Origin of the sequence: Massilia sp. Root335 (assembly GCF_001425685.1) — a bacterium.
In the GTDB taxonomy this organism is placed as follows: Bacteria; Pseudomonadota; Gammaproteobacteria; order Burkholderiales; family Burkholderiaceae_D; genus Telluria; species Telluria luteola.
This window is the reverse complement of record NZ_LMCY01000039.1, coordinates 19,646-36,033: the sequence shown is the minus strand read 5'-3', so window position 1 is coordinate 36,033 and position 16,388 is coordinate 19,646. Positions and strand designations below refer to the sequence as shown.

Annotated in this window: 18 protein-coding genes; 7 read left to right on the top strand and 11 right to left on the bottom strand. The window is 65.0% G+C overall.

Features of this window, described 5'->3' with window-relative positions; genetic code table 11:
* Window positions 1–60 precede the first annotated feature (60 nt).
* Window positions 61–1,500, top strand: a complete 1,440-nt coding sequence (locus ASC93_RS21200) for an O-antigen ligase (RefSeq protein ID WP_056447148.1) — start codon at window positions 61–63, stop codon at window positions 1,498–1,500.
* 1 nt (window position 1,501) lies between these two features.
* On the opposite strand, the gene ASC93_RS21195 is transcribed toward ASC93_RS21200, so the two are convergent.
* Window positions 1,502–2,218 carry a flagellar brake protein gene (locus ASC93_RS21195; protein ID WP_056447145.1) on the bottom strand — a complete coding sequence of 239 codons (717 nt, stop codon included), beginning with the start codon at window positions 2,216–2,218 and terminating at the stop codon, window positions 1,502–1,504.
* A 124-nt stretch (window positions 2,219–2,342) separates the two neighbouring features.
* Entirely contained in the window at window positions 2,343–4,400 is a 2,058-nt protein-coding gene (locus tag ASC93_RS21190) for a S9 family peptidase (protein WP_056447142.1), read from the bottom strand.
* Window positions 4,401–4,687: 287 nt separating this feature from the next.
* Here ASC93_RS21190 and ASC93_RS21185 point away from each other — a divergent pair, with 287 nt between their 5' ends.
* Window positions 4,688–6,157 carry a DUF4214 domain-containing protein gene (locus tag ASC93_RS21185; protein WP_056447140.1) on the top strand — a complete coding sequence of 490 codons (1,470 nt, stop codon included), beginning with the start codon at window positions 4,688–4,690 and terminating at the stop codon, window positions 6,155–6,157.
* On the opposite strand, the gene pqqE is transcribed toward ASC93_RS21185, so the two are convergent.
* The 5 genes from pqqE to pqqA are packed head-to-tail and all read right to left on the bottom strand — an operon-like array spanning window position 6,135 to window position 9,386.
* Entirely contained in the window at window positions 6,135–7,298 is a 1,164-nt protein-coding gene (gene pqqE, locus ASC93_RS21180) for a pyrroloquinoline quinone biosynthesis protein PqqE (RefSeq protein WP_056447136.1), read from the bottom strand. The two genes, ASC93_RS21185 and pqqE, sit on opposite strands and share 23 nt — an antisense overlap.
* An 18-nt stretch (window positions 7,299–7,316) precedes the next feature.
* A complete protein-coding gene (gene pqqD, locus ASC93_RS21175) occupies window positions 7,317–7,580 on the bottom strand; it encodes a pyrroloquinoline quinone biosynthesis peptide chaperone PqqD (RefSeq protein ID WP_056447134.1) in 264 nt (87 codons plus the stop codon).
* 11 nt (window positions 7,581–7,591) lie between these two features.
* Window positions 7,592–8,281 carry a pyrroloquinoline-quinone synthase PqqC gene (gene pqqC / locus ASC93_RS21170; protein ID WP_056447132.1) on the bottom strand — a complete coding sequence of 230 codons (690 nt, stop codon included), beginning with the start codon at window positions 8,279–8,281 and terminating at the stop codon, window positions 7,592–7,594.
* Window positions 8,278–9,186, bottom strand: coding sequence for a pyrroloquinoline quinone biosynthesis protein PqqB (pqqB, locus tag ASC93_RS21165; protein ID WP_056447127.1), 909 nt, complete (start codon window positions 9,184–9,186; stop codon window positions 8,278–8,280). The genes pqqC and pqqB overlap by 4 nt, the downstream gene beginning before the upstream one ends.
* Before the next feature lie 50 nt (window positions 9,187–9,236).
* Complete coding sequence (pqqA, locus tag ASC93_RS31765; protein ID WP_082548228.1) at window positions 9,237–9,386, bottom strand: pyrroloquinoline quinone precursor peptide PqqA; 150 nt, start codon at window positions 9,384–9,386, stop codon at window positions 9,237–9,239.
* Window positions 9,387–9,500: 114 nt separating this feature from the next.
* On the opposite strand from pqqA, the gene ASC93_RS21160 reads away from it, so the two are divergent.
* Both ASC93_RS21160 and ASC93_RS21155 read left to right on the top strand, forming a co-directional pair.
* Window positions 9,501–9,893: a VOC family protein gene (locus ASC93_RS21160; RefSeq protein ID WP_056447124.1), complete on the top strand. Its 393-nt coding sequence runs from the start codon at window positions 9,501–9,503 to the stop codon at window positions 9,891–9,893.
* A gap of 23 nt (window positions 9,894–9,916) precedes the next feature.
* Window positions 9,917–10,666 carry a serine protease gene (locus ASC93_RS21155; RefSeq protein ID WP_056447121.1) on the top strand — a complete coding sequence of 250 codons (750 nt, stop codon included), beginning with the start codon at window positions 9,917–9,919 and terminating at the stop codon, window positions 10,664–10,666.
* Between the two features lie 29 nt (window positions 10,667–10,695).
* Here the strand turns inward: ASC93_RS21155 and moaC are convergent, their stop codons facing one another.
* Entirely contained in the window at window positions 10,696–11,196 is a 501-nt protein-coding gene (gene moaC / locus ASC93_RS21150; protein WP_056447118.1) for a cyclic pyranopterin monophosphate synthase MoaC, read from the bottom strand.
* Between the two features lie 96 nt (window positions 11,197–11,292).
* Here moaC and ASC93_RS21145 point away from each other — a divergent pair, with 96 nt between their 5' ends.
* On the top strand, window positions 11,293–12,888 hold the full coding sequence (locus ASC93_RS21145) for a M48 family metalloprotease (RefSeq protein WP_056447115.1): 1,596 nt from the start codon (window positions 11,293–11,295) through the stop codon (window positions 12,886–12,888).
* Window positions 12,889–13,060: 172 nt separating this feature from the next.
* On the opposite strand, the gene ASC93_RS21140 is transcribed toward ASC93_RS21145, so the two are convergent.
* The 3 genes from ASC93_RS21140 to ASC93_RS21130 are packed head-to-tail and all read right to left on the bottom strand — an operon-like array spanning window position 13,061 to window position 14,928.
* Window positions 13,061–13,663 carry a DUF2946 family protein gene (locus ASC93_RS21140; protein ID WP_056447112.1) on the bottom strand — a complete coding sequence of 201 codons (603 nt, stop codon included), beginning with the start codon at window positions 13,661–13,663 and terminating at the stop codon, window positions 13,061–13,063.
* Between the two features lie 4 nt (window positions 13,664–13,667).
* The gene (locus tag ASC93_RS21135) at window positions 13,668–14,708 is read right to left on the bottom strand and encodes a YheT family hydrolase (RefSeq protein WP_056447109.1); all 1,041 of its coding nucleotides are present in this window, start codon (window positions 14,706–14,708) and stop codon (window positions 13,668–13,670) included.
* Window positions 14,709–14,733: 25 nt separating this feature from the next.
* On the bottom strand, window positions 14,734–14,928 hold the full coding sequence (locus tag ASC93_RS21130; protein WP_036236204.1) for a zinc-finger domain-containing protein: 195 nt from the start codon (window positions 14,926–14,928) through the stop codon (window positions 14,734–14,736).
* Window positions 14,929–15,251: 323 nt separating this feature from the next.
* Between ASC93_RS21130 and ASC93_RS21125 the strand changes: the two genes are divergently transcribed.
* Window positions 15,252–16,019, top strand: coding sequence for an AzlC family ABC transporter permease (locus ASC93_RS21125; protein ID WP_056447105.1), 768 nt, complete (start codon window positions 15,252–15,254; stop codon window positions 16,017–16,019).
* On the top strand, window positions 16,012–16,356 hold the full coding sequence (locus ASC93_RS21120) for an AzlD domain-containing protein (RefSeq protein WP_056447101.1): 345 nt from the start codon (window positions 16,012–16,014) through the stop codon (window positions 16,354–16,356). Before ASC93_RS21125 ends, ASC93_RS21120 begins: the two co-directional genes overlap by 8 nt.
* The last annotated feature ends 32 nt before the right edge of the window (window positions 16,357–16,388 follow it).

Sequence of the window (16,388 nt, the reverse complement as noted above, 5' to 3'; positions counted from 1 at the left end):
GCTTTTTTATTTCCGGACCAAGCGGGGCCGAGCGTGCCGAGGACAAAAGCCTATCCATTGATGAGTGGTCTGCATCTGCAAGCGCTGCAGCGGACGCGCTTCCTGACTTTGCTGTGCCTCGCTCTGCTTGCCAACTTCATGGTGGTGGCCGGCCACAACCATCAGCGCCTCGTCGAGATCGGTACGGTATTGCTGGGCGCCTCGATCGTCCTGCTAGACAATCGTATGACGCCAGCCGACGTGTTCCTTGGCACCTCCGGCAAGGCGCTGGCGGCGTTTTTCGTACTCGGCATCGTCGGCATCGCGCTCGCCTTTGCACCACGCTTCGCCGCGTTCGAGGTCGCGAACCTGTTCCTGCTCTACCTGCTGGCATCCGCAGTCGCCGCGGAGACCGCCCGCAACGGACAACCGTCCATCCTGTTGGTCACCCGCTGCCTGGCGGCCGCGTGCGCGCCGTATGTGCTCCTGTTCATCGTCGCTTATGTCGCCGGACTCAGCCTCGGCATTCCTCTGGCGCTCGATGATTTCACCACCAACTTCAGCAACATCCGCTTCTTCAATCACACGCAGACCTCGACGCTGCCCTTGCTCATCCTGCTGTGCTGCCTGACGCCGCGATCGTCGAAACTCCGCTGGCTCTGGCTGGCGGTGACAACGTACTGGTGGATGGCCCTGTTCGCGACGAACGGCCGCGGTACGCTGCTGGGCGCGGCGGCCGGCTGCATCGCCACCGCCGTATTGGCGCAGCGCCGAGCCGTGCCGTATCTGCGGCAGGTCGCCGTGACGATGGCGCTGGGCCTGCTTGCGTATTTGATCTTCCTGGTCGTCGTGCCGGCCTTGCTCGGCGTTGAAGGCATGCACTCGTTTTCGTATGCAGTCGAGCGCACGGCGGCCGATCCGACATCGGCACGCTGGCCACTCTGGCATCTTGCGTTCGCATTGATTGGGCAACATCCGTGGCTCGGCGTTGGGCCGATGCATTTCGCGCATTACACCGGCCAACTGCATATTGCCGCCCATCCGCACGACTGGCTGTTGCAGATCGGTGCCGAATGGGGACTGCCCGCTTTGCTGTGCCTCCTGACCGCCGTCGCGTTCGGGTTGCGCGCTTTGCTGCGGGCCGGTGCGCATATCGGCCGTGACGATGCGGACAACCAGGCCATCTTTGCCGCTCTGATCCTGGGAGCCGTGGCAATCCTCGTCGACGGCCTCGTCTCGGGTCTTTTCGTCATGCCGCAAAGTCAATTGGCGATCGCACTGTATCTCGGCTGTGCCATCGGCTGGCAGCGGACCGTCGGCCCGGCAATGCCGGCCGCCGCGCCGGGCGCCGTGCGGCGTGCCGCGGGCACGGCTTGCGTCATCGTGGCAATGGCGGGGGTGGTCGCAGGCGCATGGCCGGAAGCGCTGGCCAAGCTGCGCAACGAGGCGCTGACGCCGGCCCAGAAGGCTCTCAACACCGGCACCGAATGGCCGCGTCTGTGGAAGCCCGGCTACTTCTGATTTAAACGATCTTCTGCCGATCCGCCAGCAACGCCTCATACGTCAGGTTCTGCAACAGCGTGTAGTGCACCGGATCCAGGTCTACGAACTGCACGCCATACGCAAACCCCTCGGCCTGCTCCCGCCCGCCGGACAGTGCGCTGATGTTGCGCACGGCCGCGCGCGCGCGCACGCGGATTTCCTGGTTGTTGGGCGGGGCCAGCAGGGCGAATTCCAGGTCGATTTCGTCTTCGTCCTGGGGCAGGCTTTTCTTCGATTCGATCCGCGCGCCGTTCACGCTCAGGTTCGTCAACAGGCAGTCGGCGCCGGGCACGGCAGTGTTTGCCGGGATGATCTTGGCGGGAATGTCCACCTTCACCCGCATGGCCGTGCGCAGGCTCGTGCCCTGGATCGCGCGCGGGAACGAGATGTGGGCGTACAGCACCGGCCGGCCGAAAACGCGCTCGACCGTGCAGGCGAACGAACAGACGTGGATGCCGGAAAACACGCGCATCGTCAGGCGCTCGCCCTCGACGAGCGGGATCGGCACGCCGTTGTCGGTCGGGATCTTGACGATCAGGTAGTCGTCCTTCAGCCAGCCGATCAGCGTCGAGAAATGCTGCACCGGCTTCAGACGCCGGTGGGTGATGAATTGCAGGCGTACGCCGACCTGCAGGTTCATCGATTCGAATTCGAATTCCTGGGGCTTGAGCTCGCGTTCCGCTTGCGGGTCGTTCATGGTTTTTTCAATCCTCGAAGCCGGCCATAGTAGCACCGGGGAAAATCTTTTGGCAGCTCGGAAATGAAAAAAACGCCTGCTGGAGCAGGCGTTCTCGGGGTCCACTCGGCCGGGCCGTGCGGATTTACTGTTTCAGGTGCTGGTCCAGCCAGCCGATGACGGTGTGATGCCACAGCAGCGAGTTGGCGGGTTTCAGGACCCAGTGGTTCTCGTCCGGGAACACGAGCAGCCGGCTTTCGATGCCGCGGCGTTGCAGTGCGGTGAACGCGGACAGGCCCTGGGCCATCGGGATGCGGAAGTCGCGGCCACCATGCACGACGAGCATCGGCGTCTTCCACTTGTTCACGTACAGCACCGGGTTGAAGCGCTCATGGTTTTCCGGCACGGTGAAGTACGGACCGCCGTTTTCCCAGTCGGTGAACCATTGTTCCTCGGTCGAATAGGCCATGCCGCGGGTGTCGAACACGCCGTCGTGGTTGACGATGCATTTGAAACCGTCGGACCAGTTGCCTTCGATCCAGTTCATCATGTAGCCGCCATACGAGGCGCCCAGCGCGCACGCATGCGAGCGGTCCAGCCAGGGATATTTCGCCTCGGCCGCGGCCAGGCCTTTTTTCAGGTCGTCGAGCGGCTTGCCGCCCCAGTCGCCGCTGATGGCGTCCGTGAATTTCTGGCCGTAGCCGGTCGAGCCGTGGAAATCGATGAACACGGTGGCGTAGCCGGCGCCGGCGTACACCTGCGGATTCCAGCGGTAGCTCCAGGCGTTGCCGAAGCTGCCCTGCGGGCCGCCATGGACGAGGAAGGCGATCGGGTATTGCTTGCCCGGCTCGTAATTCCAGGGCTTCGTCACGTAGCCGTGGACGGTGTCGCCGTTGGCGCCCTTGAACGAGAACTGCTCGTACTCGCCGAAGCGCACGTCGGCCAGCTTTTGTTCATTCAGATGGGTCAGTTGCACCGGCTTGTTCGTGCCCAGGTGCATGCTGAACAATTGCGCGCCGGACGCCAGATTCGCCTGGGTGTAGGCGATGGTGTTGCCGCGCACGTCGTAGCCGCCGATCGCGCCCTTGTCGGTCAGCGGGGTCACCTTGCCGCTGGCGACGTCGATCGCGAACAGGCGGTGCTGGCCGACGTCGTCGGCATCCGTGACGAGCGTCCTGCCGTCGGCCGTCCACTGGAGGCTGCCCGGCGAGCGGTCCCAGCTGTCGGCCACGTTGCGCTTCTTGCCGGTGGCGAGGTCGAGCAGCACGACGTGGTAGCGGTCCGCCTCGAAGCCGGGGCGGGTCATGGCGAGATAGGCGAGCGTGCGGCCGTCCGGCGAGAACACGCCCTTCGTGTCCCAGGCCTTGTTGTCGGCCGTCAGGTTGCGCGGCGTGCCGCCCGTGGCCGGGACCGTGTACAGGTCGAAGTTGGTCGACCATGCCTCGGTCTTGCCGGCGATGCGCACCGAAAAGACGACGGTCTTGCCGTCCGGGCTGAAGCGGAACTCCTCGCGGTCGCCGAACGGCTTCGACGGCACGTCGCCGTCGAGCGAGCCCGACAGGCTGACGGGCGTACCGTTCACGCGGCCGGACGCATCCAGCGGCGCCGAGTACAGCACGGCGTTGCGGCCGTCGGACCAGGTGTCCCAGTGGCGCACGAACAGGCGGTCGTAGATCTTGCCGCTGGCCTTGTCCTGTTCCTTCGCGTCCACGCGCGCTTTCGTGCAGGCGAGGTCGGCGCAGTCGCGGAACACGGCCATGCTCAAGGTAATGCGGTCGCCCGTCGGCGCGACGCGGAAGGCGTCGACGTCGAGCGGCAGGTCCGTCACGCGGACGGCGTCGCCCCCAAGCGCCGGCACACGCCAGACCTGGCCAGAGCCCGAGCGCGACGAGATGAAATAGATCGCGTCGCCGCGCGGGGACCATTCCGGGTCCGTGCTGCTGGCGGCATCCGACGTCAGGCGTTGCGGCACCGGATGCGCGGCGTTCAGGTCGACCAGATAGAGGTCGGTATGGCCGCGGTTCTTGCCCATATCGGTCGTGCGTACCGTGTAGACGACGCGGCCGCCGTCCGGCGACACCGCCGGGCTGCCGACCCGCTCCATCGTCACCAGGTCTTCGACCGTGAAACCGCGCGGTGCGGCGGTCGCGCCGAGTGCCGTGCCCGTCAGGGCCGCGGCCAGCGCCAGCATACCTAATTTCATCCTGTCCTCTCGCTTGTGGCTTGTGAATACGGCCTGCCAGATCGGCGCGGCCGGTGAAAGGCAGCAATTTAACACGTGGAAAGAGCGGTCTGAAAAAAAGCCCCCGGATGAAAGGGGGCGGTGTCGCATGCGAACGCTGTGTTTCTGGTGCGATCAGAACGCTTCCCAATCGTCCGCGCCCGTCGTGGCGGCCGCCTTCAGATTGATAGGAAGATATTTTTCGTGACTTTTTGGGCAGTTAATTTCATTACAATCGAAGGCCGCCCACCGCCAACAAGGATGAGCCAATGGCCAACGCCACGATCAAATTGTCCCAAGCCGTCGTCGACCAGCAACACACGCTGGAACAACAGAACGCCGCATTCAATACCTCGCTGGGCGGGCTGCTGAAGAATGTCTCGCCCGGCAATCTGCCCGATCCCGGTCAGCCCGTCAGTTGGGCGCTGAACGGTTCGGCGCTGTACGTCCACTACTCGAGCGGCGCGGTGGAAATCTACTCGAACGTCGTGCGCGACGATCCGCTCGCCACCAGCGGCCACGCCAGCGCCACCGGTTACACGTTCGACCAGTACGGTGCGATTCTCATGTCCGGCACCGGCACGTTCAATTTCGATTACACGCTCACGGGCGATACCCTCTCCGCAACGGCTTCCGCGCAAGGCCATCGGTTGGCGGGCCTGAGCGTCGCGACCAAGCTGCTCCCGGGCAGTCCCGGCTATGACCCCGTATTCGGCAACGTCGCGATTGCGCTCGATGGAAACATGACGTTGACCCCGGCCGGCGACGTGAGCGGCACGTTTTCTAACGTGCGGGTGAGCGCCGACGAGTTCCTCCTCATGAGCAACGTCGACGGCAACTTCCACATCGATACCGCCAGCGCGGATGTGGTCGACGGCATCGTGACCGCATACCAGGAGCTGTACCGCGACGGCAGCGAGATGGAATTCGTGGGCCTGTCCGCCAACGTGAACGCGCACCAGGGGCTGGATGAAGCGTTGTTGAGCGACCCAGGCTTGTTCGGCGGCGACGACGACATCGCCGTCGACCTGCCCGCCCACCTGTACGATGCCGTCATGGTGCAGTCCGGCGCCGGCAACGACCGCATCACGCTCAAGGGGGGCGGCGGACAATTGGGTGTCATGGCCGGCGACGGCAACGACCAGATCACGCTGCTCGGCGATGCGCATGCCGTCGACGGCGGCGCCGGGACCGACACGGTCCACCTGTCGATGACGCATGCCGAGGCAACCGTCCAGCGGATCGGAACGACGGGAACCACGTACACGGTCACGGACAAGGCGGGCACGATCTCGCAACTGACGGGCGTCGAACGCATCGCGTTCAGCGACGCCACCGTCGCGCTGGACATCGACGGCAACGGCGGCCAGGTCTACCGCATCTACCAGGCCGCGCTCAACCGTGTCCCGGACTCAGGCGGGCTGGGTTTCTGGATCAACGCGATGGACCACGGCCAGACCCTGGCCAACGTGGCCCAGGGGTTCCTCGATTCAGCGGAATACCACAAAGCGTACGACGGCGTGGCGTCGAACCGCGAACTGGTCACCCGGTACTATGAAAACATCCTGCACCGCACGGCGGACGCGGGCGGCCTGGATTTCTGGACCGGCGTGCTCGACAGCAAAGCGGCCGGCACCGCCGACGTCCTGGCCGCCATCAGCGACAGCGCCGAGAACAGGGACGGCCTCATCGGCGTGATCGGCAACGGGTTCGAGTTCACGCCTTACGGTCACGGGTGACGGCGCCTACGGCCTCCGCCTTGCGCGAACTGGCGTCCGACCGGAACACGATCGCCTGCGCGGGCTGCCACGGGTCCTCCGCCTGCGCGCGCTGCGCGTGCACGACGATCGTCTGCAAGTCACCGTGCCGCGCCGACTTCGCGCACACGGGGTCCGCGTTCGCGGCGTCGCCCGTGAGCTCGTAGGCCTGGCAGCGGCAGCCGCCGAAGTCCCTGGCTTTGTCGTCGCAGGTGCGGCACGGGTCTTTCATCCAGGCGTCGCCGCGGTAGCGGTTGAAGGCGTCGCTGGCATGCCAGATGTCCTTCACGCTGGCGCCGCGCACGTTGGGGAAGGCGATGCCCGGCAACGAGCGGGCCGCGTGGCAGGGCAGCGCCGTGCCGTCCGGCGCGATGCCGAGGAACACCGAGCCCCAGCCGTTCATGCACGCCTTCGGCCGCTCCTCGAAATAATCGGGCACGACGAACAGGATGCGCATCCGGTTGCCGATCCGCGCGCGGCACGCATTGACCACGGCTTCCGCGTGATCGACCTGCGCGCGCGTCGGCATCAGCTGGGCCCGGTTGACGAGCGCCCAGCCGTAATACTGCGTGTTGGCCAGCTCCAGGTATTCGACGCCCATGTCGAGCGCCATGGCGATGATCTTCTCCACGTGGTCGAGGTTGAAGCGATGCAGGACGACGTTCAGCACCATCGGATAGTCGTACTGCTTGATCAGCCTGGCGACGCGCGCCTTGCGGTCGAACGTCTTCGTGCTCGACAGGAAATCGTTCATCTCGCGCGTGGAATCCTGGAACGACAGCTGGATGTGGTCCAGCCCCAGTGCCTTCATGCTGGCCAGGCGCGCTTCGGTCAGGCCGATGCCGGACGTGATGAGGTTCGTATAAAACCCCAGCCGGCGGCCTTCGCCGACCAGTTCTTCCAGGTCGTCGCGCAGCAGCGGTTCGCCGCCGGAAAATCCGAGCTGGGCCGCGCCGAGCCGGCGTGCCTGGCGCATCACGTCGATCCACTGCTCGGTCGACAGTTCGGTGCGGTCGTTGGCGTAGCCGACCGGGTTGTAGCAGAACGGGCAGTGCAGCGGGCAGCGATACGTCAGCTCGGCCAGCAGCCACAGCGGCGGGGCGATCGGTGGGCGATCGTTCATGGCAGCCTCCTCAAATGCTCAAATGATCCAGCCGCGCGCGCCGGCGACGCGCAGGAAGTCGATGACGTCGCCGTGCAGGCCGCCGCACCGGAACGCCTGCTCCAGCTCGCCGACGATGGCCGGCACCGTGCGCCGGCCATCGCAGCGTTTCAGGATTTCGGCCGCGCTCCGGCTCAGCTTCACCATACCTTCCGGATACAGGAGCACGTACTGGCCCTGCGCCTCTTCCCACTGCATGCGGAACAGGCGCGACAGGGCGGGTTGGTCGGGAACGGTGTGCATGGGAGTCCTCGTCATGGATATGCTTTTTCGATGGCGTCGAGCATGGCCCACAGGATGTCGAGCTTGAACTGCAGGATTTCCAGCGCGCGCTCTTGCTGGGAGCGCGTAGTGAAATGGCCGAGCGTCACTTCCAGGCCGTGTTCGACGTCGCGTTCGGCCAGCGAAACGCGGCTGCGGAAATACTGCAAGCCGTCGGGATCGATCCACGCGTAATGCGCCGGCCAGTTGGCCAGCCGGTCCTTGTGGATCCTGGGCGCGAACATTTCCGTCAGCGACGAGCAGACGGCCTCCTGCCATGGCGCCTGGCGCGCAAAGTTGACGTAGGCATCGACGGCAAAGCGCACGCCGGGCACCACGTGCCGTTGCGACCACAACGCCTCGCGCGCGAGCCCGACGGCCTCGCCGAGCCGCACCCAGGCTTCGATGCCGCCGTCGTCGCCGCCGAAGCCGTCATGGTCGAGGATGCGGCGCACCCACCGGCGCCGCGTGGCGCGGTCGGGACAATTGGCGATGATGGCGCCATCCTTTTGCGGAATATTGACCTGGTAATAAAACCGATTGGCGACCCAGCCGCGGATCTGGTCCGCGCGCAGCAGCCCGTCGTTCATCCTGACGTTGAACGGATGGTGGATGTGGTAACCGGCACCGCGCGCGCGCAATTGCGCTTCGAACTCGTCGCGGCTCCATGGGGCGGTGTTCATAGTGCGATCTCCATGCCGTCGAACGCGACTTCGATGCCGTGGCGCGCGAGCACGGCGCGTTGTTCGGCGTCTTCGTCCAGGATCGGATTCGTGTTGTTGATGTGGATGAGTACCTTGCGCCGCGTGCCGATCCCGTCGAGCACCGCGATCATGCCGCCCTCGCCCGATTGCGGCAGGTGGCCCATATCGGCCGCCGTCTTGCCGGACAAGCCCGGCGCGATCATTTCGTCGGCATCCCAGAACGTGCCGTCGACGAGCACGCAGTCCGCCTTGCGCATCGCCGCCTCCACCCGCGGATCGATGGCGCCGAGCCCGGGTGCATAGAATGCCGACTTGCCCGTGCCGACGTCCTCGATCAGCAGGCCGATGTTGTCGCCCGCTTCCGGATGCTCCCGATGATCCGAATACGGCGGCGCCTTGCTTGCCAGCGCCAGCGGCGTGAAGCGGATGCCGTCGATGCCCGGCACCCGCACGCCGCCTTCCATCGACAATGCGTGCCAGCGCACGCCGCAGTAGTGCGACAGGACGGGCACGAGCGGCAGCGCGCCATTGAGCTCGCGCCAGACGGGCGCCGTGCAGTACAGCGGCAGCTCTTTTCCTTCGCGCAGCATCAGCAGGCCGGCGACGTGGTCGATCTGCGCATCCATCAGCATGACGGCGGCGATGCCGGAATCGCGTCGCGCGCGCGCCGGCTGCAGCGCGGGCGTGGCGCGGATCTGCGCGAGGATGTCCGGCGATGCATTGATCAATACCCAGTCGGTCCCGTTGCTCGACACCGCAATCGACGACTGCGTGCGCGCCGTCGCGCGGACCGTGCCGTTACGCAGCCCGGCGCAATTGCGGCAGTTGCAATTCCATTGCGGGAAGCCGCCTCCGGCTGCCGAGCCCAATACGACGATGTTCATGGATGGATCCGTTAAAGCCCGCGGCGGCGCGTGCTGCCGCGGGTCCTGCGTCAGCGGTTCGCGATGTACAGCGTGATTTCAAAACCAAAACGCCAGTCGATGAATTCCGGTTTGCTCCAGGCCATGGTTGTCTCCTTGATGAGTGAATGTCGTGTCGATTGCGCGCGGCGCGCAGTCAAGGAGGAGTTCGCAATATCCATGCCACTTGTCCGCCGTGTGTATAGCGAAGCGCGGATGTGTCAAAGATGAACAGTCGTATTCCAGGACGGTACAGCTGTGACAGAATTGTCCAGTTCTAATCATGGAGAGACGCTATGGACGATCGCTACAAACCCGATGGCTATAACGCGGTGTCACCCTATTTGCTCGTCAAGGATGTGCGCGCCGTCCTCGATTTTCTGTCGCACGCGTTCGGCGCGGTCGAGTTGCGGCGCCAGATCGACGCCGGGGGCACGATCCGGCACGCGGAGGTCCGGATCGGCGACTCGGTGCTGATGGTGGGGTTCCGGCCGTGGGCGGAATTGCCGGTGTCATCGGTGCATGTGTATGTCGAGGAGGTCGACAAGGTCTATGCACGGGCGCTGGACCGGGGCGCGGTCAGTCTCGCCGAGCCGCGCGATCTGCCGTATGGGGACCGGTCGGCCGGTGTGCGGGATGAGCAGGGGAATTATTGGTGGATTGGGACGCGGTTGCAGGTATTATCCTGAATTAAAAGACGGTAAGGAGCGATATGTCGAATTACGACAGATGGGATCGGAAGGTATTCAGGGAGTGCGGGCCGGCGGTTGCTTTTGTAGACGTGGAAAGTCCTGATGGTACGCGAGGCATTGGTTCGGCTTTTCACGTAGGGGAGGGGATCTACGTCACTGCGCGTCATGTCGTTGACGGCCAAAAGATCCTCTGCGTAAACCATGTTGTCGAGGTGCCCTCGGAAAAAAATCTGGGTGACCGGCTGGATGAAGTGGGCGACGATTTACCTCGCAGGCAATTGCCGTTGACGGGACCGTTTTTTCATCCTGATCCGAACATTGATATTGCTTGCTTTACGCTGGTTTGGTATCCGCCCACCGAGATCGAACTGGGATTTCACTGCAAAGAACTGCCTTACGGGAATTACGATTTCCTGCTCGATCAGTGCCTGATCATGGGATTCCCGCCAGTGCCATTCTCGAGCGAACCTATCCTTGTCGCTACGTTAGGGGAGGTCAATGCGTGCGTAAAACGTTATGACCACGCGTTCGACCATTACATCGTGTCCTCGATGGCCCGCGGAGGTTTCAGCGGCGGCCCCGCAATCGTGCGTTTTAACGAGAGCCTGCCGGTCGGCGTCGGAACGATGGCATTGGGTCTGGTGACCGAGAGTCTCGGCAAAAACAATGAGCCTGTCGAACTCGGTTTTATGACGATATTAACTGCGGAGCCGATCCACGAATGTATCGAACACAACAAGGACAAGCTATTCAAGAAAACGACTGACTGATCGTGTCTTTGTCGACGTCCGTGGGGCGTTCATATCCGTGCCGTCCAGTCCCCCGACTTCCCGCCATGCTTTTCCAGCACGCGCACATCAGTCATGACCATCCCGCGATCCGCGGCCTTGCACATGTCATAAATGGTCAGCAAGCCCACCTGGACGGAAGTGAGCGCTTCCATTTCGACCCCGGTTTTACCGTAGGTCTCGACCTGCGCCCGGCAATGCACGCTGTTGTTCGCGGCATCGATTTCGAAATCGACCGCGACCCGGGTAATCGCCAGCGGATGGCACAAGGGAATGAGGTCGCTCGTGCGCTTGGCCGCCATGATGGCCGCGATGCGCGCCACGCCCAGCACGTCGCCCTTCTTGGCCGAGCCCGACGTCACCAGTGCCAGCGTGGCCGGTTGCATGCGGATGGTGCCGGCGGCCACGGCGATGCGGTGGGTGGCGTCCTTGGCGCCGACGTCGACCATGTGGGCCTGGCCGGTGGCGTCGAAGTGGGTCAGGGGGCTGGCGGCGTCGGTGGATGTTGTCATGTTGTTCAGGCAGCAAAGTAACAAAATATGGCCCGGCAGTAGCAATGGCCGGGAAGCGGTTATCATAGCATCGTGAAACCTAACCCGATTTCAGCGATGTTGCAGCTTTCACCAAGGTGCCCGTGGCGCCGTCTCGCCGCGGCCGTCAGCCTGGCCGTGGCGACCGCCGGCGCGCTCGCCGCCCCCACTGTTCCGGTCCTGCACGGCAGCGCCGATTCGACCGGCTTGCCCACGCTCGGCGACACGGCGCGTGCCGACCTGTCGCCCGTGATGGAGCGCAAGCTGGGCGAAGAGATCATGAACGATATCCGGCGCGATCCCGATTACCTGGACGACGACGCGATCATCGAGTTCCTGAACAACTTCGGCGAAAACCTCGTGTCGTTCGCGCCCGGCGCGCGCGGCGAGACGAATGCCGATTTCTTCTTTTTCGCCGTGCGCGATCCGATGATCAACGCGTTCGCGCTGCCCGGCGGGTTCATCGGCGTCCACTCGCAACTGCTGCTCTCGGCGCAGAGCGAGTCGGAGCTGGCGTCCGTGCTGTCGCACGAGATCGGCCACGTGCAGCAGCGCCACATCGCCCGCATGATCGGCCAGCAGAAGCAGGATGCATTGTTGCCATTGGCCGCGCTGCTGCTGGCGGCGCTGGTCGGCAAGGCCGGCGGCGGGGCCGATGCGGCGATGGGCGTCATGATGGGCGGGCAGGGCCTGGCCATCCAGCGCCAGCTGAATTTCAGCCGCGACGCCGAGCGCGAGGCGGACCGCGTCGGCTTCCAGACGATGCGCGCGGCCGGTTACGATACGTCGGGCATGGTCAATTTCTTCAAGCGCTTGCAGAGCACGACGCGCGTGTATGGCGAGGCGCCGGCCTGGCTCAGCAGCCACCCGCTGACGGGCGAGCGCATCGCCGACATCCAGGCGCGTATCCGCGAGAATCCCAAGTCTATCCGCATCCGGCCGGACAGCATCGAATTCCACCTCGTGCGCGCCCGCGTGCGCGTGCTGCAGGACGAAAGCCAGAAAGGCCGCGACGAAGCGAAATCCACGTTCGACAGCCAGCTGGCCCAGCCGAACACGCAGCAGCAGACGGCCGCGATGTACGGCCTGTCGTACCTCGCGCTGAAGCAGGGCGATCTCAAGACGGCGCAGAGCTGGCTCGACAAGGCGAAGGCGTCGACGAAGCCGCGTCCCGGGGTGTTTTCGAGCGAGCGCAGCGGTACGGACGGCAGCGCCATGTTTGCCGGCCTCGGCATCGAGATCAAGCTGGCGCCCGGGCAACCGCCGCAAGTCGTCCACCAGGCCGTCCAGGAAGCGGAAGCCGCGTACCAGAAATTCCCGCTGTCGCGCATGCTGACGCGCCAGTACGCCGACGCGCTGATCGCGGACGGCCAGCTGGACAAGGCCGGCCAGTTCCTGCGCGACCAGGTGCAGCAATACCGCGAGGAGCCCAAGCTCTACGATCAGTTGGCCAAGACATATGCGGCCCAGGGCAAGATCGCCTTGCAGCACATGGCGCTGGCCGAATCGTATGTGCTGACGGGGGCGGTGCCGGCGGCCGTCGACCAGCTCAATCTCGCGCGCAAGGCGAAGGACGTGTCGTTCTACGACCAGGCCGTGATCGATGCGCGCGAGCGGGAGTTGAACGAGCGCCAGAAGGACGAGAAGAAAGAGAAGAAGGACAGGGATCGGTAGCCTGAACGACGTTGCTGTTGCTGTCGTTGCTGTCGTTGCTGTCGTTGCTGCTGCCGCTGTCATCGTTACCGCCACCGCCACCGCTACCGTCGCCCCCGCGGAGGCGGGGGCCTAATTTTGCGTGCGTAACGGCACAGTACTTGGGTCCCCGCCTTCGCGGGGACGACGATGACTAACTCTTCGGCTGCAGCAAATCCGGCCGGCGCACGAAACCGAAGCGTTCCGGCATCTCGTCCGCCATCAGCCGCCCGACGGCGATGCGCCGGTCCTGCCAGCGCAGGGCCAGGCCGCCCGCGCCGCCTTCCAGCCACGCCATCACGTCCTCGTCCGCCGCGGGACGGCCATCCAGTTCGAATGCCTGCAGCAGTTGCGCCGCGTCGCGGTCGTCCACCTGGGCCACCGTCTGCCCGGCGCGCAGCACGATGCCGCCGGCGTCCGTCAGCCAGGCTTCGGCCGGGGCATCCAGCGGCTGGCCCGTGTGCAGGACGAGGCCTTGCGCGGGGTCGGTGCGGGCGATGAACGGCGTCGTCTCGAGGTTGACGTAGACGCGCTGCGGACCGTTCTGGAAATACCAGCAGCCGCGCTCATCCGGCAAATAATTGCGGGCGATGAAGCCGACCAGCGCCGCGTTCGTGAGCTTGTCGCCCGGTGTGCCGGCGCGCTGGGACGCTTCGTCGCGCATGCGCCAGGCGCCGCGCGCGTCCAGTGCCAGCCAGCCGTAGCAGTAGGGCACGTTCGGCCATTTGGCCATTGCCTGTTTTACGATGTCGTCCATGGGTTCAAGCTTGGCACAGCCGCGGGGGCGCCGGCGCGCGCGTGGCGTGCGGATCGGGGCGGCCGGCCGTGTCGTCGAAAAAGGTCAGGATGCGTTGCGGCAGCCAGTCCAGGCGTCCCGGAAAGGGGCCCGTGGAAAAGCCGACATGGCCACCCGTTGCCGGATAGTCCAGCGTCACCGCGGGCGCGGCCGTCTGCGGCAGGTGGCGGCCCGGCAGGAACGGATCGTTGCGCGCGTTCAGCACGAGGGTCGGGACGACGATGTCGTGCAGGACGTGGCGGGCGCTGGCGCGGTGCCAGTAATCGTCGGTGTCGCGGTAGCCGTGCAGCGGGGCGGTGACGACGTTGTCGAAACTGTATAAATCGTTTGCGGCGAGCAGGCGGTCGCGGTCGAACAGGCCGGGAAAGCGTTCCAGCTTGGCCAGCGCCTTCGGCTTCAGGGTCTGCAGGAACATGCGCGTGTACAGGCGGTTGAAGCCGGACGACAGCGCGGCGCCGCCGGCCGCCAGGTCGAGCGGGGCGGAGATGGACACGGCGGCGTCGACGATGCCCGCGCCATGGCGCTGTTCACCCAGCCAGCGCAGCAGGGCATTGCCGCCGAGCGACACCCCGGCCACGTAGAACGGACCGGCATGGCGGGGACGCAGCCGGCGGATGATCCAGTCGAGTTCTTCGGCGTCGCCGGAGTGGTAGAAGCGCGGGGCCAGGTTCGCCTCGCCCGAGCAGCCGCGGAAGTGCGGGACCGCGCCATGCCAGCCGCGCGCCGCGACGAGCGCCATCAGGGAACGTGCGTAATGGCTGTCCGACGACCCTTCCAGGCCGTGGAACAGCAGGACGAACGGGGCGCCGGCCGTGGCACCGTCGACGAGGTCGACGTCGATGAAATCCTGGCCGCATGGCGTGTTCCAGCGCTCGCGCCGGTAGGCGACGGCCGGTTTGCGGATGCAGAGGGCGGGATAAATCGTCTGCAGGTCGCCGCCCGGCAGCCACCAGGGCGCCTGGTAGCTTGGGGCGGCCTGGGTGGCCGCGGCGCTCGCTGGGTTCACGGCAAGCCCCCAGGCATGACAGAAATCAGTGGTGAGCCAGCACGGTGCCCGGCTTCAGGCGGTACTGGGTGCCGCAGTACGGGCACTTGGCGTTGCCGTCGTGATCGAAATCCAGGAAGACGCGCGGGTGGGACGACCACAGCGGCATGGCCGGGTTAGGGCAATATGCCGGCAGGTCCTTGGCTTCCAGTTCCACGACCGGGATGGTCTTGTCGTTCATCGATTTCTCCGTCAACTAGTTTGGCAAGGGGAATTCCCAAGAACCGGCCTGTGCAGGCTTGCCATGCGCGCCGTATTTACTTACCTTAGCTATCCATGGCGCTTGCGGCTCGTCGTCGCGCGTCCGGTATCTCGGCATTCCCAAAACCACGATTCTAACGGATTCGACCTGATTGCCGGAATGGTCCGGTAGAATAGCGGCCTTAATACTGTCGAGTAGAATTTCCGGCAAGGAAATCTACACGCATTCTCACTACATCGTTTCATGTCCGAACGCCGCCCGTCCGCCATGCCTGTTTGCCGCTTTTGTTGCAGGAACGCGACATGAACGGCCCACACCTGGATTCAGGCGCCCAACGCGGCGACGGCAGCGCCGGCGATGTCGACGGCCACGATGCCGCCGCCTGGCGCGAAGGTTTCCAGGTCGGCCTGCCCACGCTGTTCGGCCTCGTCGCGTGGGGCATGGTGCTGGGCGTCGCGATGGTCAAGAGCGGCCTCACCGTGCTGCAGGCGAGCACCATGACCCTCGTCGTGTATTCGGGCTCGGCCCAGCTCGCGTCGCTTCCGTTGATCGCCGCGGGTGCGCCCGTCGGGGTCATCTTTGCCACGGCGTTCGTCGTCAACCTGCGCTTCGTCATCTTTTCCGCATTGCTCGCCCCCCATTTCGCGAAGCTGCCGCTGTTCCAGCGTTTTTATCTCGGCTATATTTCCGGCGATCTGACGACGGCACTTTTCCTGCAGCGCTACCCCCGTACGGCGCCCGAACGGGGCAAGCTGTCGTTCCTCAAGGGCCTGCTGTATCCGACCTGGGGCGCGTGGCAGGCCGGCACGTTCGCCGGCATCTTCCTGGGCAGCGCCGTCCCGACCGAATGGCAGCTGGGGTTTGCCGGCACGCTCGCCATCCTGTGCATCCTGGTCCCCCTGATCATCAACAGCGCGGCCCTGTGCGGCGTGCTGGTGGCGGGCATCGTGTCCGTGCTGGCACATGGCCTGCCGTACAAGCTGGGGTTGCTGCTTGCGGTCGTCGTCGGCATGTCCACCGCCATCGCCGTCGAGGAAACGCGCGGACGGCGCAAGGTGCGCCATGGCTGACTGGGACATCTGGGCCGTCATCGCCGTGCTGGCCGTGGCCACCGCCTGCACCCGCAGCGGCTTGTGGATGGTGGGCCACCGCGTGACGATTCCCCGGCGCGTGCAGGAACTGCTGCGCTATGCGCCGGCCTGCGCGCTGGCGGCGATCGTCGCGCCGGATTTCATGCTGGGGCCGCAGGGCGACATCCAGCTGGCCGTCACGAATCCGAAACTGCTGGCCGGCCTTGCGGCGCTCGCCTACTACCTGTGGCGGCGGAACATGTTGCAGACCATCGTTATCGGCATGGTGGTATTCACTGTCCTGCGCGTTTCTCATGTTTTCCAAGGGCTGGCCTAAGGTAAAATAGCGTTTTTTAAACATTTCTCGAC